This is a genomic window from Streptomyces sp. NPDC001219 (assembly GCF_053597915.1).
In genome coordinates this window covers 85,337-105,820 of record NZ_JBSFJF010000010.1, presented here as the reverse complement: position 1 = coordinate 105,820, position 20,484 = coordinate 85,337, and the positions used below count along the sequence as shown (strand labels likewise).

At 70.9% G+C, this 20,484-nt stretch carries 16 protein-coding genes and 2 tRNA genes; 12 read left to right on the top strand and 6 right to left on the bottom strand.

Annotation, left to right across the window (positions count from 1 at the left end; all coding sequences use genetic code 11):
- The first annotated feature begins 318 nt into the window (after window positions 1-318).
- Window positions 319-2,133: a putative bifunctional diguanylate cyclase/phosphodiesterase gene (locus tag ACWC9R_RS09080; RefSeq protein WP_450729801.1), complete on the top strand. Its 1,815-nt coding sequence runs from the start codon at window positions 319-321 to the stop codon at window positions 2,131-2,133.
- A gap of 109 nt (window positions 2,134-2,242) precedes the next feature.
- Here ACWC9R_RS09080 and ACWC9R_RS09075 read toward each other — a convergent pair whose 3' ends face one another.
- The 3 genes from ACWC9R_RS09075 to ACWC9R_RS09065 form a co-directional block, all read right to left on the bottom strand.
- The gene (locus ACWC9R_RS09075; protein ID WP_450729799.1) at window positions 2,243-3,370 is read right to left on the bottom strand and encodes an LLM class flavin-dependent oxidoreductase; all 1,128 of its coding nucleotides are present in this window, start codon (window positions 3,368-3,370) and stop codon (window positions 2,243-2,245) included.
- A gap of 121 nt (window positions 3,371-3,491) precedes the next feature.
- The gene (locus ACWC9R_RS09070) at window positions 3,492-4,217 is read right to left on the bottom strand and encodes a maleate cis-trans isomerase family protein (RefSeq protein ID WP_450729797.1); all 726 of its coding nucleotides are present in this window, start codon (window positions 4,215-4,217) and stop codon (window positions 3,492-3,494) included.
- Between the two features lie 150 nt (window positions 4,218-4,367).
- Window positions 4,368-5,279 (bottom strand): maleate cis-trans isomerase family protein, encoded by a 912-nt coding sequence (locus tag ACWC9R_RS09065; RefSeq protein ID WP_393363744.1) that lies wholly within the window; start codon window positions 5,277-5,279, stop codon window positions 4,368-4,370.
- 206 nt (window positions 5,280-5,485) lie between these two features.
- Here ACWC9R_RS09065 and ACWC9R_RS09060 point away from each other — a divergent pair, with 206 nt between their 5' ends.
- Window positions 5,486-6,451, top strand: coding sequence for a D-2-hydroxyacid dehydrogenase (locus tag ACWC9R_RS09060; RefSeq protein ID WP_450729795.1), 966 nt, complete (start codon window positions 5,486-5,488; stop codon window positions 6,449-6,451).
- An 84-nt stretch (window positions 6,452-6,535) separates the two neighbouring features.
- Window positions 6,536-7,966 carry an amidase gene (locus ACWC9R_RS09055; RefSeq protein WP_450729794.1) on the top strand — a complete coding sequence of 477 codons (1,431 nt, stop codon included), beginning with the start codon at window positions 6,536-6,538 and terminating at the stop codon, window positions 7,964-7,966.
- Here ACWC9R_RS09055 and ACWC9R_RS09050 read toward each other — a convergent pair.
- Window positions 7,947-8,447 carry a DUF3830 family protein gene (locus ACWC9R_RS09050; RefSeq protein ID WP_362605150.1) on the bottom strand — a complete coding sequence of 167 codons (501 nt, stop codon included), beginning with the start codon at window positions 8,445-8,447 and terminating at the stop codon, window positions 7,947-7,949. The two genes, ACWC9R_RS09055 and ACWC9R_RS09050, sit on opposite strands and share 20 nt — an antisense overlap.
- 110 nt (window positions 8,448-8,557) lie before the next feature.
- On the opposite strand from ACWC9R_RS09050, the gene ehuB reads away from it, so the two are divergent.
- The 6 genes from ehuB to ACWC9R_RS09020 all read left to right on the top strand — a co-directional run bounded on the left by ehuB (window position 8,558) and on the right by ACWC9R_RS09020 (window position 12,980).
- Window positions 8,558-9,496 (top strand): ectoine/hydroxyectoine ABC transporter substrate-binding protein EhuB, encoded by a 939-nt coding sequence (gene ehuB, locus ACWC9R_RS09045; RefSeq protein WP_450729792.1) that lies wholly within the window; start codon window positions 8,558-8,560, stop codon window positions 9,494-9,496.
- Window positions 9,493-10,224 carry an ectoine/hydroxyectoine ABC transporter permease subunit EhuC gene (gene ehuC / locus ACWC9R_RS09040; protein ID WP_362605146.1) on the top strand — a complete coding sequence of 244 codons (732 nt, stop codon included), beginning with the start codon at window positions 9,493-9,495 and terminating at the stop codon, window positions 10,222-10,224. The genes ehuB and ehuC overlap by 4 nt, the downstream gene beginning before the upstream one ends.
- Before the next feature lie 32 nt (window positions 10,225-10,256).
- Window positions 10,257-10,874, top strand: coding sequence for an ectoine/hydroxyectoine ABC transporter permease subunit EhuD (gene ehuD / locus ACWC9R_RS09035; protein WP_450729896.1), 618 nt, complete (start codon window positions 10,257-10,259; stop codon window positions 10,872-10,874).
- On the top strand, window positions 10,864-11,688 hold the full coding sequence (gene ehuA, locus ACWC9R_RS09030; RefSeq protein ID WP_450729790.1) for an ectoine/hydroxyectoine ABC transporter ATP-binding protein EhuA: 825 nt from the start codon (window positions 10,864-10,866) through the stop codon (window positions 11,686-11,688). Before ehuD ends, ehuA begins: the two co-directional genes overlap by 11 nt.
- 354 nt (window positions 11,689-12,042) lie before the next feature.
- Complete coding sequence (locus ACWC9R_RS09025; protein WP_450729788.1) at window positions 12,043-12,801, top strand: IclR family transcriptional regulator; 759 nt, start codon at window positions 12,043-12,045, stop codon at window positions 12,799-12,801.
- Window positions 12,802-12,906: 105 nt separating this feature from the next.
- A tRNA-Lys gene (locus tag ACWC9R_RS09020) sits at window positions 12,907-12,980 on the top strand.
- A gap of 125 nt (window positions 12,981-13,105) precedes the next feature.
- Here ACWC9R_RS09020 and ACWC9R_RS09015 read toward each other — a convergent pair.
- Together ACWC9R_RS09015 and ACWC9R_RS09010 are read right to left on the bottom strand one after the other, a co-directional pair.
- Window positions 13,106-14,458 carry a hypothetical protein gene (locus tag ACWC9R_RS09015; protein WP_450729786.1) on the bottom strand — a complete coding sequence of 451 codons (1,353 nt, stop codon included), beginning with the start codon at window positions 14,456-14,458 and terminating at the stop codon, window positions 13,106-13,108.
- Complete coding sequence (locus ACWC9R_RS09010) at window positions 14,458-14,877, bottom strand: SsgA family sporulation/cell division regulator (RefSeq protein ID WP_362605141.1); 420 nt, start codon at window positions 14,875-14,877, stop codon at window positions 14,458-14,460. The genes ACWC9R_RS09015 and ACWC9R_RS09010 overlap by 1 nt, the downstream gene beginning before the upstream one ends.
- Window positions 14,878-15,257: 380 nt before the next feature.
- Here ACWC9R_RS09010 and ACWC9R_RS09005 point away from each other — a divergent pair.
- The 3 genes from ACWC9R_RS09005 to ACWC9R_RS08995 all read left to right on the top strand — a co-directional run bounded on the left by ACWC9R_RS09005 (window position 15,258) and on the right by ACWC9R_RS08995 (window position 20,426).
- Window positions 15,258-15,331, top strand: a tRNA-Lys gene (locus ACWC9R_RS09005).
- A gap of 1,130 nt (window positions 15,332-16,461) precedes the next feature.
- Window positions 16,462-18,477: a glycosyltransferase family 2 protein gene (locus ACWC9R_RS09000; RefSeq protein WP_450729784.1), complete on the top strand. Its 2,016-nt coding sequence runs from the start codon at window positions 16,462-16,464 to the stop codon at window positions 18,475-18,477.
- Window positions 18,474-20,426, top strand: a complete 1,953-nt coding sequence (locus ACWC9R_RS08995; RefSeq protein ID WP_450729782.1) for a galactose oxidase-like domain-containing protein — start codon at window positions 18,474-18,476, stop codon at window positions 20,424-20,426. The genes ACWC9R_RS09000 and ACWC9R_RS08995 overlap by 4 nt, the downstream gene beginning before the upstream one ends.
- The last annotated feature ends 58 nt before the right edge of the window (window positions 20,427-20,484 follow it).

The window sequence follows — 20,484 nt, the reverse complement described above, 5'->3', positions numbered from 1 at the left end:
GTGGCGATTTAATGCTATTCGTCCCGTTTTGAAGGTCCGGACGAGTGACCGGCGCGTCTTGGCCGTCCCCTAACGGAAAGTCACAAACGACCATCGGGGCAATCCGTACGAACAGAGCCGAGCAGAAATGGCTGAAGTTCCGTCACGCGGGCGGGCGATCACGGCAGCGTCGCTGGATCGGCCGTCGTGCCAGCCTCTATGATCGCCACACTTTCCAGCGCGAGACCCCCTCCATCACGAGACAGCGCCACGCGGGAGCGAGCAGTGAGCGGACACCCCGACAGCCCGGGCCGCACGCCCGGAGCGACGCTCCCCTCAGTGACGGAGCGTGAGGATACGACCAAAGAATCCACCGAGACCCGGCCCGCCCCCGGCGGCACCGGCGACGACAGCGCCGCCTCCCTCGGCGACTACCGCGCCACCTTCTACGCGGCGCGGGTGGCGATGGCCGTCCTCAACCGCGACGGCCTGGTCCTCGCCGCCAACCCGGCCTTCGGCGAGCTGGTCGGCACCGACCCGGCCGAGCTGGTCGCGGCCACCGCGGCGGACCTCACCGACCTCGGCGCCGACCCGCGGGTGTGGACCGCCTACCGCGAGGTGCTGTGCGGCCGCAGCGACCGGATGCGCTGCACCCGCCGCCTCAAACACCCCGAAGGGCACTCCGTCTGGGTGGAGGTGACCGTCGAGCCGCTCACCCCGGAGCCGCTCAGCGGCGAGGAGCGGATGCTGCTGTCGGTGGCGGACATCAGCGACCGGCACGACCTGCTGGCCCGGCTGCGGCACCTCCAGATGCACGACCCGGTGACCCGGCTGCCCAACCGGGCGCTGTTCTTCGAGCGGCTCTCCGCCGCCCTGGAGACCGCCTCCGTCGAACCGTCCGGCACCGGCCGGATCGGGCTGTGCTACCTCGACCTGGACGGCTTCAAGGCCGTCAACGACACCCTCGGGCACCGCGTCGGCGACCGGCTGCTGAGCGCGGTGGCCCAGCGGCTGACGCGCTGCGCGGAGAGCGCCGCGGAGCGCGGGCCGGGCCGTGGCGAGCACCTGGTCGCCCGGCTCGGCGGTGACGAGTTCGCCCTTCTGGTGGAGGACTCCACCGGCACCGACCAGCTCGCCGAGCTGGCCCAGTGCGTGCTGGACACCCTGCAGCGCCCGTTCGACCTGGCCGGGCAGCGGCTGTCGGTGTCGGCGAGCATCGGCGTCGTGGAGCGGACCGCCACCGGCACCACCGCGACGGGCCTGATGCAGGCCGCGGACACCACGCTGTACTGGGCCAAGGAGGACGGCAAGGCCCGCTGGACGCTCTTCGACCCGGAGCGCAACGCCCACCGGATGACCCGGCAGGCGCTCTCCAGCACCCTGCGCCCGGCCGTCGACCGCGGCGAGTTCACCCTGGAGTACCAGCCGCTGGTCGGGCTGGGCGACGGCCGCGCGCAGGGCGTGGAGGCGCTGGTGCGCTGGCGGCACCCGCAGTTCGGGACGCTGTCGCCGAATCGGTTCATCGCCCTGGCGGAGGAGAACGGCGCGATCGTCGAGCTGGGCCGCTGGGTGCTGGAGCGGGCCTGCCACCAGGCGCGCGCCTGGCAGCTGGCGCACCCCGGCGAGCCGCTGTTCGTCAGCGTCAACGTGGCCGTACGTCAGGTGTGGGACTCCGACCTGGTCGCGGACGTCGCCGGCATCCTCGCCGAGACCGGGCTGCCGCCGGAGCTGTTGCAGCTGGAGCTGACCGAGTCCGCGGTGATGGGCTCGGCCGGCCGGCCGCTCCAGGCCCTGCAGGCCCTCAGCGACATGGGCGTACGGATCGCCATCGACGACTTCGGCACCGGCTACTCCAACCTCGCCTACCTCAGCCGCCTCCCGGTCTCCGTGCTGAAACTCGACGGGTCCTTCGTCCGCGGCTTCCGCTCGCAGGAGCACCCCAACCCGGCGGACGAGATGATCGTGGAGGCGCTGGTGGCGCTGGCGCACCGGCTCGGCCTCACGGTCACCGCCGAGTGCGTGGAGAGCGCCGAGCAGGCCGAACGGCTCCGCCGGATCGGCTGCGACACCGGCCAGGGCTGGCTCTACTCCCGCCCCGTCGCCCCCGACCGCGTCGAGGCCCTCCTCGACGCGGGCCGGCACACGGGCGCCTGAGGGCGGGTCCGCGGCCCGGGGGCACACCGGGCGCGGGCGGGAGGAGAACCCGTCCGCGCAGGGCGCCCGGCGGAATCACCGCCGGCCGCGGCCACCCCGCACGACGCCCTTACTCCGGCAGGCCGTACGCGTCCGCGATCAGCTCGTACGAGCGGAGCCGGGCCGCGCCGCCGTGGGCGTTGGCGGTGATCATCAGCTCGTCGGCGCCGGTGCGCTTGGCGAGGTCGTCCAGGCCCTGGCGGACGGCGTCCGGGGTGCCGTGGACGACATTGCCGAGCCAGCTGTCGACGAAGTTCCGCTCCACCTCGCTGAAGGGATGGGCCGCTGCCTCCTCCGGGGCGGGCACCAGGCCGGGGCGTCCGGTCCGCAGCCGGAGCATGGACAGCGCGCCGGTCAGGACCTGGCGGCGGGCCTCCTCCTCCGACTCGGCGGCCAGCGCCGCGGCCCCGATCAGGGCGTACGGCTCGGCCAGCACCGCGGAGGGGCGGAAGGAGGAGCGGTAGAGGTCCAGCGCGGGGAGGGTGTTGGCCGCGGAGAAGTGGTGCGCGAAGGCGAACGGCAGACCGAGGGAGCCGGCCAGCCGGGCGCTGAAGCCGGAGGAGCCGAGCAGCCAGAGGGGCGGGCGGTGGGTGTCCTGGACACCGCCCGGTGAGGTGGCCTGGACCGGGCCGGGGACGGCGTGGATCTTGGCGTACGGGTGGCCGTCGGGGAAGGAGTCGTCCAGGAAGCGGGTCAACTCGGCCAGCTGCTGCGGAAAGTCGTCCGCCCCTTCGTGCAGCCGCTCGGTCCTGCGCAGCGCGGCGGCGGTGGCACCGTCGGTGCCCGGCGCGCGGCCGAGGCCGAGGTCGATCCGGCGGGGAGCCATCGCCTCCAGGGTGCCGAACTGCTCGGCGATGACGAGCGGGGCGTGATTGGGCAGCATCACGCCGCCGGAGCCGAGGCGGATGCGGGTGGTGTGCGCGGCGAGGTGGGCGAGCAGCACCGCGGGCGAGGACGAGGCGACGCCGGGCATGGAGTGGTGCTCGGCGACCCAGTAGCGGTGGAAGCCGCGGCGTTCGGCCGTACGGGCGATGTCGACGGCCGTGCGCACCGCGGCGGAGGCGGTGCTGCCGGCGCCGACCGTCACCAGGTCGAGCACCGACAGCGGGACGGGTGCGGTGCCCCGGGCGGTGCCCCGTATCCCGTCGTCCCCGGCCGGCTCGCCGCTGCTCCGGGTCTCCTCGTCTGCGCCGCTCACGGTGCGGTCCTCCTCGCGTCGGTGGTCTGCGAGGAGGACAACCGGAGAGCGTCTCCACTTATTCCCGGGTCAGGAGCCCGGCACGGCACCGCGGTCGGCGGGGCGCTCCCGTACGGGGTGCCTAGGCGTACGCGCTCCGCGAGAAGAGGGTGCCGAGCGCCGGGCAGTTGATCGTCCGGTCGAGCAGCCGGAGCCCCTCCCAGGCCGTCACCTGATTGGCGGTGAGCACCGGCTTGCGCAGCTCGGCTTCGAGCGCCGGGAGGTGGGCGGCGGTGTGCAGCGCGGTGTCGGGCAGCAGCACCACCTCGGCGTCCGGGTGGTCACCGGCACGGGCCAGCGCCAGCACCTCCTCGGCCCCCCAGGTGCCGACCTCGGCGGCGGTGATGATGCCGCTGCCGCGGGTCGAGACCACCTCCGCACCGGCGGACTTCAGGAAGCCGTGGAAGCGCTCGGCCACGTCGTCGGGGTAGGTCGCGGCGATCGCGACCCGCCGGGCGCCCAGCGCCTGGACGGCGTGGGCGAAGGCGAAGGACGTACTGGAGGCGGGCAGGCCGGCGGTGGCGGACAGCTCCCTGACCTGTTCATGGGCGCCCTCCCAGCCGAAGACGAAGCTGGCGCTCGTACAGGCCCAGACGACCGCCTCGGCGCCGCGCTCCTTGAGCTCGTCGACCCCCGCGGCCAGCCGCCCGGCGGAACCCATCTCCAGCAGCGCGTCGACGCGATGGGCGTCCTCCCCGATGTCGGTGTGGACGAGCGGCAGGCTGACCCCGCCGCCCAGAAGCTCCTCGAGCCGTGGGTAGTCGTCCTCGGCCGAGTGACCGGGGTAGAGGAAGCCGACCGATGCCATGCAGATCTCCCTTGCGTGTACGGCTGCGGGTGCAGGGGGTTCGTGGGTGCGGATGCGCTCACGGGTGGTGCGGTGACGCGGGGCAGGAGTGCTGCCGGCGTAGCGGACGACGCCGGCAGCATCCGGGGTGGGGGCGGGTTCGGACCGGCCTCAGACCGGGGGCAGACCTCCCGTGTCATCGGGCGGATACGGCGGCGGATCAAGTCCGTCGAGCGGCTCGCCCTCCGGCGGGGCGGGGGGTCCGGCGAAGGCCGCCTCCGGGGTGGCCCCCGGCACTCCCTCCCCGGGACCGCCCGTCGTTCCGGTCATCGCGGCCGGGCCGCGCCGGGCCACCGGATCGAGCAGCGCCTGGTACGGGCCCACCGCCTGGACGCCGATGGCGCGCAGCGCCGCCCACATCGTGACCTGGTTGGCGGAGAGCACCGGCATCCGCAGCTCGGCCTCCAGCTGCGGGATGACGTCGTACGTCGGCAGGTTCGTACAGCTGATGAAGAGGGCGTCGGCGCCGCCGACGACGGCCGCGCGGGCCATGTCGACGACATCGCGGTACGGCACTTTCCAGATGTGCCGGGTCAGCCCGAGATAGGCGCGGCCGGTGACCGTGATGCCGGCCTCGCCGAGATAGTCCTCCAGGGAGTCGGTGACGGACTTCGTGTAGGGCGTGACCACGGCGATGCGCCGGGCGCCGATCTCGCGCAGTGCTTCGATCAGTGCGCCCGAGGTCGTGAGGGCGGGAACCTCCCCCGCCTGGACCATGGCCGCGCACATGGCCCGCTCGCCCGCGACCCCTCCGACGAAGCTGCCGGAGGTGCAGGCATAGGAGATGACCTGCGGTGATACCGCACACAGCGCCTGGACGGCGGCGTCCAGCGTTTCGTGCTCACTGACCAGCCGGGCCAGATCGAGACTGACCTCGACGGGTACAAAAGGGGTGCGGGTGAGGTGGAGGGACACGTCGTCGGGCACCCAGCGCCAGAGCTCTCGGTCGAGCGCGAAGTCGAAGGGAGCGACGACGCCCACGCCGAGCTGCGGCTGTGGGCCACCCAGAAAAGAGACGTCCATGAAGGCCCCTAGAAGAAACGAAGGGCTGGAATGGCCAGGCCAGTGGCCGGGGATGAGGTGCAACCGGAGCAAGCCGGGACGTCGGTACAGAGCCGTTGTTGACACGGTAGATACGACTTCCTAGCGTGGTCAATCCTCGCATCTCAGGCATCTGCCGGCGCCCCTTTCCAGTGAAAGGGGCTGACGTTTCAGAACGGTTTCTGGCTATGACCGAAAGCACCGTCCTCGTCCTCGGTTCCGACCCGCCGCCGAAGCTGGACCGGCTCGCCGGCCGGGCGCGGGTGATCTTCACCGATGAGGACTCGCTCGCCGACCGACTGCCCACCGCCGACGTGCTGTTGGCCTGGGACTTCACCTCTGACGCGATCCGCAGAGCCTGGCCGGAGAAGGGCCCCAGGCCGGGCTGGGTGCACACCGCGAGCGCCGGTGTGGATCAGCTCCTGTGCCCGGCACTGGTCGCCGACGACACCCTGGTGACCAACGCCCGGGGGGTCTTCGAGCAGCCGATCGCAGAGTACGTGGCCGGGCTCGTGATCGCCATGGCCAAGGACTTCTACGGAAGTTGGGAGCTCCAGCGGCAGCGGCGGTGGCGGCACCGGGAGACGCTGCGGCTGGCCGGCAGCCGGGCCGTGGTGGTCGGCTCCGGGCCGATCGGCCGGGCCATCGGCACCACCCTCCTGGCACTGGGTGTCAAGGTCGACCTGGTCGGCCGCCGGGAGCGCCCGGACGATCCGCGGTTCGGTCTGGTACACGCGAGTGACGCGCTGAACGGCCTGCTGCCCCAGGCGGATTGGGTGATCTGCGCGGCGCCGCTGACCGAGGCCACCCGGGGCCTGTTCGACAAGGCGGCGTTCGCCCTGATGTCACCGCGGGCCCGGTTCATCAACGTCGGGCGCGGGCCGATGGTGGTCGAGGACGCGCTGGTCGCGGCGCTGCGCGAGTGGCGGATCGCGGCGGCGGCGCTGGACGTCTTCGAGGAGGAGCCGCTCGCCGCGGACAGCCCGCTGTGGGACGTCCCGCACCTGATCGTCTCGCCCCACATGAGCGGCGACACCCTGGGCTGGCGGGACGCCCTCGCCGAGCAGTTCCAGGACAACTTCGAGCGGTGGTCGGCGGGCGAGCCGCTGGACAACCTCGTCGACAAACGGCTCGGGTACGTGCCGGTGCAGTGACGGGGCCGGCTGCCGGGCCCCGGCGCGGCAGCCGCGCTCCCCCCACCGCCGTCCCGCCCGGGGCGGCCGACGCTCGGAGGACGCATGACCACCGAACCGACCCACCTCGCCGACCTCACCGCCACCCGTCTCACGGCCGGGTACGCGACGGGCGAGTTCTCCCCCGTCGAGGCGGTCCGGGCGGTGCTGGAACGCGCCGAGTCCGCGCAGGCCGCGACGAACTGCTTCACCCGGATCGACGCGGACGCGGCGCTCTCCGACGCCGCGGAGTCGGCGGCGCGCTGGCGGGCCAAGGAGCCGGCCGGGCCGGTGGACGGGGTGCCGGTGACCGTCAAGGACCTGATCCTCACCCGGGGCACCCCGACGCTGCGCGGTTCGCGCACGGTGCGGGCCGGGGGGCCGTGGGAGGAGGACGCCCCGTCGGTCGCCCGGCTGCGGGAGTCCGGCGCGGTGTTCGTCGGCAAGACCACCACCCCGGAGTTCGGCTGGAAGGGCGTCACCGACAGTCCGCGGCACGGGGTGACGGGCAATCCGTACGACCCGGCACGCACCGCGGGCGGCTCCAGCGGCGGCAGCGCGGCGGCGGTGGCGCTCGGCGCGGGCCCGCTGAGCCTGGGCACGGACGGCGGCGGCTCGGTGCGCATCCCCGCGTCGTTCTGCGGGATCTTCGCGCTCAAGGCGACGTACGGGCGGGTGCCCCTCTATCCGGCGAGCCCCTTCGGGACCCTGGCGCACGTCGGGCCGATGACCCGGGACGCGGCGGACGCCGCCCTGATGATGGAGGTGATCTGCGGGCCGGACTGGCGGGACTGGTCCCAGCTCGGCCCGGCCGCCGGCTCGTTCCGGGAGGCGCTGGCCGGTCCGGTCTCCGGGCTGCGGGTGGCCTTCAGCCCGTCGCTCGGCTGGGACGTGCCGGTGGCGCCGGAGATCGCCGCGGCGGTGCGGTCGGCCGTCGGCACGCTCGCCGGGCTCGGGGCGGTCGTCGAGGAGATCGACCCCGGCATCACCGACCCGGTGGAGGCCTTCCACACGCTGTGGTTCAGCGGCGCGGCCCGGGTGGTGCAGCATCTGGACGACGCGGAGCGGGCGCTGCTCGACCCGGGGCTGCGGGAGGTCTGCGAGCAGGGCGCCCGCTACAGCGCGCTGGACTATCTCGCCGCGGTCGACACCCGGATGGCGCTCGGTCAGGCCATGGGCCGCTTCCACAGCGCCTACGACCTGCTGGTGACGCCGACCCTGCCGCTCACCGCCTTCGCGGCGGGCACCGAGGTCCCGCCCGGCTCCGCCCACACCCGCTGGACGGGCTGGACGCCGTTCACCTACCCCTTCAACCTCACCCAGCAGCCGGCCGCGTCGCTGCCCTGCGGGGTGGACGCCGACGGGATGCCGATCGGCGTCCAGCTGGTCGGCGCGCGGCACGCGGACGCACTGGTGCTGCGCGCCGCACACGCCCTCTACGAGGCGGGGACCGCGGCGATCCCCGCGCCGCCCGCCGCTAGGCCCGCCGGAAGCTGAGGGTCTCCCCCAGCGCGCCGGCCCGCCACAGGTCCTGGCAGGCGTCGGCCATCCGGTCCAGCCCGTCGACGACACTTCCCCACACGATGCCCGGCACCCAGCCCGCATCGCCGTTGATCAGTAGATTGTTGCGCTCGTAGAACAGCGCGAGATCGACGACGGTGGTGCGGCCCTGGTGGGCCGCCTGGCTCTCGTAACCGTAGGACTTGGTGCCCAGTTGGGTGTCGGTGAAGGTGAAGTAACACAGATCGCCGGGGATCGGGGTGATCGTCGGGTTCTCCAGCGGCGGCTCCTCGGGAGCGAAGGGCGCCAGCAGGGCGTAGATCTCATTGCGCGCGTACTTGGCGTGGTAGACGTCGCCGCCGAGCGGGAGGGCGTCCCACACGGCATTGCAGGTGATCGGCGCGCGGTCGTCGAGCAACTTGGCCGTGCAGCTCACGCCGCGCTTGTCCAGGGAGACTTCGATGAAGCGATCGGTCATGCCCCGATCGTAGGTGGGCAATACCGGCGTACGGAACAAGTCCGCGGCGCTTCTATCAAGGGCTGGAAACGATCGGCATATGTGTGAGGCGTTCGGGTAGCCGCGCGCCCATGGCTCCACCACAGGAGAACACCAAAATGATCAAGAGAAAACTGGCAAGCGGCATCCGCCGCCGCTCGCTGCTCGCGGGGGTAGCGGCGCTCGGCGCGACGGGTGCGATGGGAGCGGCCACGGGCTGCTCACGGGTCGACGTCTCGGGCGCGACCGGCGGCGGACACCTCCTCGAGGACCTGCGGAAAAAAGGCACCGTCCGCATGGGAATCGCCAGCGAACCGCCCTATGCCTCGATCAACAGCAAGGGCGAACTGACCGGCGAGGCCCCGGCCGTCGCCAAGACCATCTTCCGGCGGCTGGGCGTCAAGAATTTCGAACCGGTACCGGTGGAATTCGGCGCACTGGTACCCGGCCTCCATTCCTTCCAGTACGACGTGATCGTCGCGGGCATGTTCATCAACAAGGCCCGGTGTGCCGCCGTGCTCTTCTCCGACCCGGACTACGAGAGCAAGGACGCCTTCCTCGTACGCAAGGGGAACCCGGACAACATCCATTCCTACGCGGACATCGCCAAGGGGAAATACCGGATGGGTTCCGGTATCGGCTATGCGGAGATCGACTACGCGGTCGGCAACGGTGTCAAGAAGGACGAGATCCAGACCTACGGTGACCAGATCGCCGGAATGGAGGCCCTGGAAGCGGGCCGTATCGACGTCTTCGCCGGCACCGCGCTGACCATGATCGAGGCGCTGAAGACCGGCGGGCACCCCAAGGTGGAGATGACCCCGCCGTTCACGCCGGAGGTCGACGGGAAACCCCAGCGGGACGGCGGCGGCTACGGCTTCCGGCTCGGTGAGACCAAGCTCCGCGACGCCTTCAACAACGAGCTGCAGAAGATGAAGAAGAGCGGCGAACTCCTGCGTATCGCCAAGCCGTACGGCTTCACCAAGGAGTTCATGACCGACCTCACGGCGAAGGAGCTCTGTAAGAAGTGACCGGCGCACTGTGGGAGCTTTTCTTCGAAGGGCTGTGGATCACGGTCCAGCTGATGGTCTACAGCGCCGCGCTGGCCGCCGCCGTCGCCTTCGGTATCGGTCTGGCACGCACCTCGCGGTTCCGGACCGTCCGCATTCTGTCCGGCATCTATGTGGAGTTCTTCCGCGGCACCTCGGCACTGGTGCTGATGTTCTGGCTGTTCTTCGCGCTGCCGCTGCTGGGCTGGCAGCTGGTCGGCATCTGGGCGGGCACCCTGGCGCTGGGCCTGTCGTACGGCGCGTACGGCTCCGAGGTCGTCCGCGGCGCGGTGCAGGCGGTGGCCCCCGCCCAGCAGGAGGCGGCCATCGCGCTGAGCTTCACGCCCTGGCAGCGGCTGCGGAAGGTGATCCTGCCGCAGGCCGTCCCCGAGATGATGCCGCCGTTCAACAACCTGCTGATCGAGCTGCTCAAGGGCACCGCGCTGGCGTCGCTGCTGTCCATCGGTGAACTCACCTTCCAGGCCAAGCTCGCCCGGCTGTCGACGGGCCAGAGCGCCGAGATCTACGGAATCATCCTCGTCCTGTACTTCGCGGTCGCGTTCGTGCTGACCCGGATCATGCGGGTGCTGGAGCGCCGCGCCAAGGCGTCGGTCGGCCGGTCGGTGCCCAAGGGCGAGGGCTGGTTCTCCCGCAAACTGCCCGTCGAGAAGCAGGGCCCCGAGGCACTGGCCACCGGAGGAAAGCCGTGAACAACTGGTCCTGGAGCTACATCGGCGAGATCATGCCCGAGATCCTCAAAGGGCTGTGGATCACGGTCCAGGCGACGATCTACGGTTCGCTGGTCTCCTTCGCGCTCGGGCTGGTGTGGGCGCTGGCCCTGCGGGCGCGCAGCCGCTGGGTGACCTGGCCGGTCAGCGTCTTCGTCGAGTTCGTCCGCAACACCCCGCTGCTGGTGCAGCTGTTCTTCCTGTTCTTCGTGCTGCCCGGCTGGGGGCTCACCTTCACGCCGCTGACCACGGGCGTCATCGGCCTGGGCCTGCACTACTCGACGTACACCTCCGAGGTCTACCGCGCCGGCATCGACGGCGTGCCGCCCGGCCAGTGGGAGGCCGCCACGGCGCTGAACCTGCCGCGCCGGCGCACCTGGACCGCGGTGATCCTTCCGCAGGCCTTCCGCCGGGTGGTGCCCGCGCTCGGCAACTACGTCATCGCGATGTTCAAGGACACGCCGCTGCTGGCCGGTATCACCGTCGCCGACATGCTCTTCCAGGCGAACAGCATCAGCGCCACCACCTTCGACTACCTGGAGCCGATCACCGTCGTCGGCATCCTCTTCGTGGTCATCTCCTACCCCACTTCTCTCCTCCTGCGAGCCCTGGAGCGTCGTCTTGTCCGCTGACAGCAACCCCTCGAAAGACGCGAAGGAAACGACCAACCCGGCGGTGGACGGCGCCGAGCTGATCCGCTTCGACGGTGTGACCAAGCGGTTCGGGACCCACACGGTGCTCGACTCGCTGGACATGACCGTCTACTCCGGCAAGCACGTCACCCTCATCGGCCCCTCGGGCTCCGGCAAGACCACGATTCTGCGGCTGCTGATGACGCTGCTGAAGCCCGACGAGGGCACCATCAAGGTCGGCGGCGACTACCTCACGCACGAGGAGAAGGGCGGCAAGCTCGTCCCGGCCGGCGAGAAGCACATCCGTGAGGTCCGCAAGAACATCGGCATGGTGTTCCAGCAGTTCAACCTCTTCCCCAATATGAAGGTGCTGCGGAACATCACCGAGGCGCCGGTGCACGTCCTGGGGATGGAGAAGGACGCCGCCGAGGAACGGGCCCGTGAACTCCTCGAACTGGTGGGCCTGACCGCGCATCTCGACAAGTACCCGACCCAGCTCTCCGGCGGCCAGCAGCAGCGGGTCGCCATCGCCCGGGCACTGGCGATGCGCCCGCAGGTGCTGCTGCTGGACGAGGTGACCTCGGCGCTGGACCCGGAGCTGGTGGCCGGGGTGCTCGACGTCCTGCGGGACATCGCGCACACCACGGACATCACGATGCTCTGTGTCACCCACGAGATGAACTTCGCCCGGGACATCTCCGACTGCGTGATGATGTTCGACTCGGGGCGGGTGCTCGAATTCGGGCCGCCGGAGCAGATCTTCAGCGCGCCGGAGCACGAGCGGACCCGGGAGTTCCTGAGCGCCGTGCTCTGAACCGCACGCGTCACGGCGCGAGTCCGGGTGGTGAGCCCCTGACCGGGGGCTCACCGCCCTTGGCCGGTTCCGCGCCCTGCCGGGCCGCTCCCCGGCCCGGGCACCAGGGCGCCGGGTCCGTACGGCACCAAGCCGCCGGTGCCCCGGAACCGTGACCTTGGCATATGCCAAAGTCCCCACCCCCAGTACAGCTGTCCGGGGCGCGCTTCTTTTCAGTCAAGACCCCCTCCCCTGAAGGCCGTTGGCCGCTATCGTGAGGGCAGCCCCGTTGTCCGGGACCGGCCGCGCCAGCCCGGGCCGGGACCACCGACGGCGGTCACGACGCAAGCGGTAACAACCTGCTAGGGGGACACCGTGGCGCTGAAGCCCGAGCCGACCGCGCCGTTCCATTCGGTGCAGTACGCCCTTCGCGTACTCGAAACGGTCTCCAGGCACGCCGAGGGCGTGACCGACGCGCAGATCGCCCGGGAGACGGGTCTGCCACCGGGCCAGCTCGACCAGATGCTCTCGATGCTGCGACGCGAGGGCTATGTCGAGCAGGTCACGGACGGGGCGTACGTCATCGGCGCCTCGCTCCTGCTCCTCGGCTCGGACGGGGACCGCGACCAGGCGCTGCGCGACAAGCTGCAGCTCACCCTCGACCAGCTGCGTGACTCGGTCGGCGCGGCGGTCTACATCAGCCGGTACATCGACGGCGAGGTGAAGATCCTCCACTACGCCGACGGACCGCTGGCCCCCAAGGTCAACGAGTGGGCCGAGTTCCACCGCACGGCGCACGCCAGCGCGGTCGGCAAATGCCTGCTCGCGCAGCTCGACCACGACGGCCGCAAGGACCACCTCTCCCGCCACAAGACCGCCCGGCTCACCTCGCGGACGATCACCAACGAGAAGGTCCTGTTCCACAAGCTCGACAGCCAGCCGCCCACGGTCCCGGTGCTCGATCTCCAGGAGTACGCGGTGGGCACGGTCTGCGCGGCCGTGCCGATCACCGCCGGTGCGACGGTCGGCTGCCTGGCCCTGTCCATGCCGCTGGAGCACGCCCACCGGCTGCGGCAGGCCGCCGACACCCTCAACCGTCAGGCCGCTCCGGTCCTGCTGTCCCTGGCGATCTGAGCCCGGGGGCCACCGCGCCGCCGATCCGGCGGCGCCGGGTGCACCACCTCCCGGCCGTGGTCCTGAGCACCCCTCTCGACCAGGTAGTATTTCTTTCGTCAGCGCGCGCCGCTAGCTCAGTTGGTTAGAGCAGCTGACTCTTAATCAGCGGGTCCGGGGTTCGAGTCCCTGGCGGCGCACGTATCGAGTGGGCGTTTCCGGTTCTCCGGGAACGCCCACTTCGTTGTGCGCCCGCACGCCTTCACGCCCGGCCGCCCCGGCCCGGCCGCTCACGGGGGCGGCGCGGGCGCGGAGCATGGTCGGGTCAGGCCGCCCTGGTGAGCGGGGCCGTCGTGGGGCGGGCCGCGGCCTGCACCAGTGCCGTGTAGGTGCGGCGGAGGGCGATCAGGGACTCCTGGGCCTCCCGGTAGACGGCGGCGTCGGGGCCGCCGCGGTGGGCGAGGGTCCGCACGGGGGCGCAGTGGCGGTCCATCGCGCTGAGCCAGGCACGGTGCTGCGCCGGGAGATGGCGCCGCAGCAGCTGCCGCCGGCCCTCCCGCATCCGCCGGGCGCCGATACCCAGGACCGCGTCGGCGGCCTGGAGCACCGGCGGCTCCAGGGCGCCCTGCCCGGCGAGCGCGCCGAGCACCGCGCGCTGCTGCGGGGTGGCCGGCGCGGCCGACAGCTCCGCCGCCTCGGCCTGGAGCTGGGTGCGCAGCGCGTGCTGGACCCGGACCAGCCGGCGCAGCGCCGTCGGGGTGGAGGAGTCGTCGGGCGCGCGGCCCGCCAGGGTTTCGGCGAGCCGGAAGAGCCAGATCCCGTGCGCCTCCAGGCGGGTCGCGGCCAGCATCAACCGGTCCAGCCGGCTGAGCGGTTGGCCCTCCGGGGCCCAGCGGACGATCGGCACCAGGGCTTCGGTGCGGGCCAGCTGGTCGATGGGGATGTGGCGGCGCGGTTTGCGTTCCGGGGCCCAGTTGTGGAGCGCGAGGGTGGGCAGCGCGACGAACTGGTCGTGGTCGATACGGTGCGCGATCGCCGCCCAGAGATCGAGGAACGCCTCGTCGGCGACCTGCCGTGCGGCCGGTGCCTGGGGGTCGATGCCGCACCAGCCGCAGGACACCGCGATGACCGCGATCCGCATGGCGGCGGCCTCCGCGTTGCGCAGCGAGAGCCGGGAGACGCGCTGCCGCAGGGCAGCCAACTCGTCGGCGCGGCGGGCCCGTTCGACGAGCGCGACGGCGGCCTCCCGGTCGGGCGCGATCGCGGCCGCGCGGGCCATGGCGTCCAGCCGGGTCCAGGTCCCGATCAGGGAGCGGACGGGCGGCCGCTCGGGCAGGAAGCCGTGGGCGCAGGGGTCGTGCGGGGCGACCGCGGCGGGGTCGGCGCCACCGTCCGCGTCCCCGTCGGTACGCCCGGCGGGCGGCGGCTCACCCCCCTCCCGGACCGCCGCCTGGGTGCCCGCTTCGGCCCGCCAGGGGCCCATGGGGCGGCGGGCGGCCGGCAGCGGGGCGGCGGCGGGCGGTATGCCGGCCCCGGGCGCGGTCACCGGACCGGCGGTCACCCCCGGGTCGGCGGGCGTCATCGTCCCGGGCGCCGCCCTCAGGTCTGCCGTCGTCATCGGGCCCGCCATGCCGACCGGCCCGGCCGTCGTCGTCTTCATGATCGCCGTGTCCCCCATCAGCACTTCCCTGCGAACAGCCGGGCCAGGTGGGCATCCATGTCGAGGTAGCCGCCCTCGTGGCCGGGCGGCACGATCGCCACGGTCTGCTCCAGCCAGGCGGTCAGTTCCGTCGCGCGCACCGAGAGCTCGCAGACGCTGTCGTCGGTGGACAGCTCGATGTGGACCCGGCGCGGTTCCCCCGGCCGGCGGAAGGGCCAGACCCGTACGTCCCCCTCCCCCGCCTCGTCCTGCAGCCCGGCCAGCAGCAGCTCGCGGGCGAACAGCCAGGTGGCGACCGTCTGGCCGCGGCTGATGAAGGCGACCTCGACCTCGTACGGGCGGTCACTGCGGTAGCTGAACCGGCCGGCCACCGGAACTGCTTCGTCCGGCCCGAGGAGGAGCCGCATCTCAAGGGTGCGCTTGGCTGTCGACACCACGACGATCAACCTTTCCGACGGAGGGGCGAGTCCCGGGGACCCGGTCCGGGGCGCGCGTCCTGGCAGACGTAGCTGTGGCGGGCGGGGTTGCAACAGGGACAGGAGGAGTGACGGACGCCATGGCCGGCGCCCTCTGGACCCTGTTCGGTTCTTGCGTCACAGCGCTCGCCTCAGCCTCTCAACCGGCCGTCGATATCGCATGTTGACGGGTCAATTGGTGACCCATGAGGAGAGAGTGGACGAATGCGCACTTAGGTGATGATTCGGTCAAGCGCCCACCCGTCGCGAGTGGCGAGGGTCACAGGGGGTGGATGCGTGAGGTGCGCGGTCGCGGGTACGGAGCACCCTCCGAGGTCGTGTAGAGTTTTCCAGGTCAGCACGCGCCGCTAGCTCAGTTGGTTAGAGCAGCTGACTCTTAATCAGCGGGTCCGGGGTTCGAGTCCCTGGCGGCGCACGACACACTGAGGCCCCTCGCCACGCGAGGGGCCTCAGTCGTATGCCCGCACCCTTACGGGGTGGGCGCACCAGGTCACCCGCGGCCCCTCGGGGCACGCGGGTGGCGGTCGCCCGGGAGGAGCAGCCCCTTGCCGGGCGGGCGGCCGCGGGGGAACGCGTGTGCGAGGTCGCGGCGTCGCGGTGTGCGGCCTCACGGCGGGCACGGCGCGCGACTCCATGGCGGCACGGCGTACGGCTTCACGGCGGCGCGGCGCGCGACTCCATGGCGGCACGGCTCCGTGAGGCTCCGAGGGAGGTCGCGTGACGCCACCGGCAGGCCCGGACGGGGACGGAGCCGGCGGCGTCGAGTGCGGGCGCTGCGCCTGTCGGGACCGTGGCGCGGACCACCAGGGCGCCGGGCCTGACCTTCAGCCAATTCGCCGTACTCGCAGGTCACTTACCGGGATTCGGCGGTTCGTGCCGAATCCGGCGCGGATCTGCCCATCCCATGTTTTGCGGGTGAATTCCTTCAGATACCGCTCCAAATCGCACGCAGGGCCACAAAGGCTCCGGCCTGAGGGTTCGGCCCATACGCCTCGAACCGCAAATCGTGGCCCCTCGCGGGCCCGATTCCGTCGACTCTCCTTATTTCCTTGCCAGTTGCCGTCGGACTTTGCAGGCGAAGGGCGTTCTCCTTTATCCGGAAAGGTAACTCTGTGTTGACGGAGTATGCCATTCCAGTTATCCCGACACTAACTGTCAACAAGCCGGAAATCAGCTGCCGTTCCAGGTCAAAGCCCTGCGCACAGCGCCATCGGGCGTCCGGATATTGCCACTTCCGGTACTCATACCTTGTGTTGCATCTTGCAATCGGCAGGGCCGTTCGGCACTCTGACCAGGGAACTCGGTCGAAATGCGGCGGGGTTCGCAGGAGTGGGAAGAAAGGCATACGCCCGGTGGCGTGATGTGAACGCGGGGACCCCGCTGCTTGGCAGGATTACGGGGCGTTCCTCATACACCGGAACATGGCCGTCACCGTTCTGATGGTGCGGACGGCCGAGACCAGTGAGCCCGAGTCGGTCGAGGGGACCGAGAAATCGGGCTATCAGCACACGGCACGCGCTCAGTCGCGTGCGGGGGGATGGACCCATGACGTCGCCACCTGAGGGTGCCCGGCCGCAGCACTCGTACGATTCGTCCGCCACCGCGCGCCTGCGTGTGCCACGTCAGCACCGGCAGCGGCGCACCCAGCGCAAGCCGCTGCCGCGTTACGACTACGAGCACTACAGCAGACTGGCCGGGCCACTCACCCAGCCGGACCCGGACAAGCCGTTCCGGGTCCGCTATCGCTCGCTGCTCGCCGACGAGCCGCACCGCATCCGGGCCGCCCTGATGCTCGGTGCCGCGCCGCTGCTCTCGTTCGGGCTGCTGGTCTGGCTGATGCAGCCGGGCAACTGGACCGAACGCGACTACCCCGCCTACGACTTCCTGCCGGTGCTGGACACCGTCATGCTGGTCTCGATCGGGCTGATCGAACTCTTCCGGTGCATGAACGTGCTGTCCAACGCGCACGCCACCCTCGTCGCCCGCGACCCCGTCCCGGTCATCCCCGAGAGCGGGACCCGGGTCGCCTTCCTCACCTCCTTCGTGCCGGGCAAGGAGCCCCTCGCCATGGTCACGAAGACCCTGGAGGCGGCGGTGAAGATACGTCACCGCGGGCTGCTGCACATCTGGCTGCTGGACGAGGGGGACGACCCCGAGGTCAAGGAGGTCTGCCGGCGGCTGGGCGTGCACCACTTCTCCCGTAAGGGCATCCCGGAGTGGAACCAGCCCAAGGGGCCGCACCGCGCCAAGACCAAGCACGGCAACTACAACGCCTGGCTGGCGGCCCACGGCGACGACTACGACTACTTCGCCTCCGTCGACACCGACCATGTCCCGCTGCCCAACTACCTGGAGCGGATGCTGGGCTTCTTCCGCGACCCGGATGTGGGCTTCGTCATCGGCCCCCAGGTGTACGGCAATTACGACACCTTCGTCACCAAGGCCGCCGAGTCCCAGCAGTTCCTCTTCCACGCGCTGATCCAGCGGGCCGGCAACCGTTACGGCGCGCCGATGTTCGTCGGCACCTCCAACGCCGTACGCATCAGCGCGCTCAAGCAGATCGGCGGGCTGTACGACTCGATCACCGAGGACATGGCGACCGGGTTCGAGATACACCGGCACCGCAATCCGCAGACCGGGAAGAAGTGGCGCTCGGTCTACACCCCGGACGTGCTCGCGGTCGGTGAGGGGCCCACGGCCTGGACGGACTTCTTCACCCAGCAGCTGCGCTGGTCGCGCGGGACGTACGAGACGATCCTCAAGCAGTTCTGGAAGGCGCCGTTCACCCTGCCGTTCGGCCGGCTCGTGAACTACAGCATGATGGTGATCTTCTACCCGATGTCGGCGCTGAACTGGATTCTGGCGGCGCTGAGTTGTGCGCTGTTCCTGGGTCTGGGCGCCTCGGGCGTGGAGATCGACCCGTCGGTGTGGATGATGCTGTACGGCAACGCCTCGGCGCTGCAGATCGGCCTGTACGTCTGGAACCGGCGGCACAATGTCTCGCCGCACGAGCCGGAGGGCTCCGGCGGTGTCGCCGGCATGGTGATGTCCGCGCTGTCCGCGCCGATCTACGCCCGGTCGCTGTTCGACGCGGCGCTCCGTCGCAAGAGCAAGTTCGTGGTCACGCCGAAGGGCGATTCGTCCAGCCCCGACACGCTCTTCGGGACCTTCCGGGTGCATCTGTTCTTCCTGGTCATCTTCGGCGGCTCGCTGATCGCCTCGTTCGTCCTGGGGCACAGCCATCCGGCGATGGTCATCTGGGCGATGCTCGCGATGCTGATCACCGCGGCGCCGATCGTCGCCTGGCGGATGACCGTCCGCGAGGAGAAGCGGAAGCGGAGTGCGGCCGTCTCCGGGGCCGACGGCGGGAGTCCGCCGGAACCGGCCGAGGGCGCGGGGCCGCCCGCTCCGGACGCCGGCGAGGCCGCCGCTGCGGATGCCGGCGAGGCCGCCGCTGCGAACGCCGGCAAGACGGCCGCCCCGGCCGGTGACCGGGCCACCGGGCCGGCCGCCACCACCGAACAGACCATGCAGATCGCCCTTGGGGGACGTCACACATGAAGTACCGTCCGAGCCGTCGCACCCGCAGAGTGGCGATAGCGACGGCGGTGGTGCTCGCGCTGGCCGGGATGAACGGGCCGGCTCTCTACGGCTTCGCCTCGGAGCAGTACCACCAGTACAAGATCAACCGGCCCGAGTACAAGGCGGCCAACGGCCACTGGGACGTCGTCGACGTCCCGCAGAAGTTCCGTATCAACACCATCCACGCGGCCCTGCTGCACACCGGGAAGGTGCTGCTGGTCGCGGGCTCCGGCAACAACGCGGCGAACTTCAGGGCGAAATCGTTCCGCACGGTCCTGTGGGACCCGGAGAAGAACACCTTCAAGAACATCCCCACCCCCAAGGACCTCTTCTGCTCCGGGCACACCCAGCTCCCGGACGGCAAGCTCCTGGTGGCCGGCGGCACCCAGCGCTACGAGAAGCTGAACGGCGATGTGAAGAAGGCCGGCGGCCTCATGATCCTCTACAACGAGGACCCGGACGGCCCGAAGACGTTCCCGGCCGGCACGCTCTTCACCGGCAAGAAGAACGGCAAGACCTTCGCCTCCAAGGACCCGGTCGTGGTCCCCCGGGCGAAGAAGAAGGCCGACCCGGTGACCGGCAAGGTCACCGTCGTGCACAGCGAGGCCCGGGTCTATGTCGAGGCCCTCAAGGACGGCCCGTCCCACTCCACGGGCGCCCAGGACAACTACCGCATCCACGGTCTGACCGGCGCGGACGCCCGGAACTACTACGGCATCGCGCAGAAGCTGTCCTTCGACAAGAAGGACTTCCAGGGGATCAAGGACAGCTTCGAGTTCGACCCGGTGGCCGAGCGCTATCTGCCCGTGGACCCGATGAACGAGGCCCGCTGGTACCCGACGCTCACCTCGCTCCAGGACGGCAAGGTCCTCTCCGTCTCCGGGCTGGACGAGATCGGGCAGGTGGTCCCCGGCAAGCAGGAGATCTACGACCCGAAGACGAAGAAGTGGCGCTATCTGCCCAAGCGGCGCTTCTTCCCGACCTACCCGGCGCTCTTCCTCACCGACCAGGGCCGGATCTTCTACACCGGCTCCAACGCCGGCTACGGCCCGGACAACATCGGCCGCAAGCCCGGCATCTGGGACCTGAAGTCCAACAGGTTCCAGTACGTGCCCGGGATGAGCGACCCGAACATCCTGGAGACGTCGATGTCGGTGCTGCTGCCGCCGGCCCAGGAGCAGCGGTACATGGTGCTGGGCGGGGGAGGCGTCGGCGAGGACCCGAAGTCCACGGACAAGACCCGGATCGTGGATCTGCACGCCCCGTCGCCGCGCTTCAAGGACGGTCCGCCGCTGTATGCGAAGGCCCGCTACCCCAGCAGCGTGATCATGCCGGACGACACCGTGCTGACCACCAACGGCTCCGGTGACTACCGCGGGCGCAGCGCTTCCAACGTGCTCAAGGCGGAGCTGTACGACCCGGCGGCCAACACCGCCCGGCAGGTGGCCGATCCGCTGGTGGGCCGCAACTACCACTCCGGTGCGCTGCTGCTGCCCGACGGCCGGGTGATGACCTTCGGCTCCGACTCCCTCTTCGGCGACAAGGACAACACCAAGCCGGGCGTCTTCCAGCAGGAGATCGACCTCTACACCCCGCCGTACCTCTACCGGAAGTCCCGCCCGGAGCTGACGGGCGGGCAGTCGCGGACGCTCTCGCTCGGCGACCGTGCGACCTACGGCGCTCCGCACGCCTCCGCCATCAAGAAGATGCGGCTGATGCGTCCCGGCTCGTTCACCCATGTCACCAACATCGAACAGCGCTCCATCGCGCTGGACTTCACGGTGGCGAAGGACGGGAAGGGCGTGACGGTCACCCTGCCCAAGGACCCCTCGCTGGTGCCGCCCGGGTGGTACATGCTCCACGCGGTCGACGCGAAGGGCACGCCGTCGAAGGCGGTGTGGGTGAAGGTCGCGCCCGAACGGCAGTAGGGGGCGGTGGGTTTGCGTGGGGCCGGCGGGTTGTCCACCGCCGGCCCCTCGGCGTCAT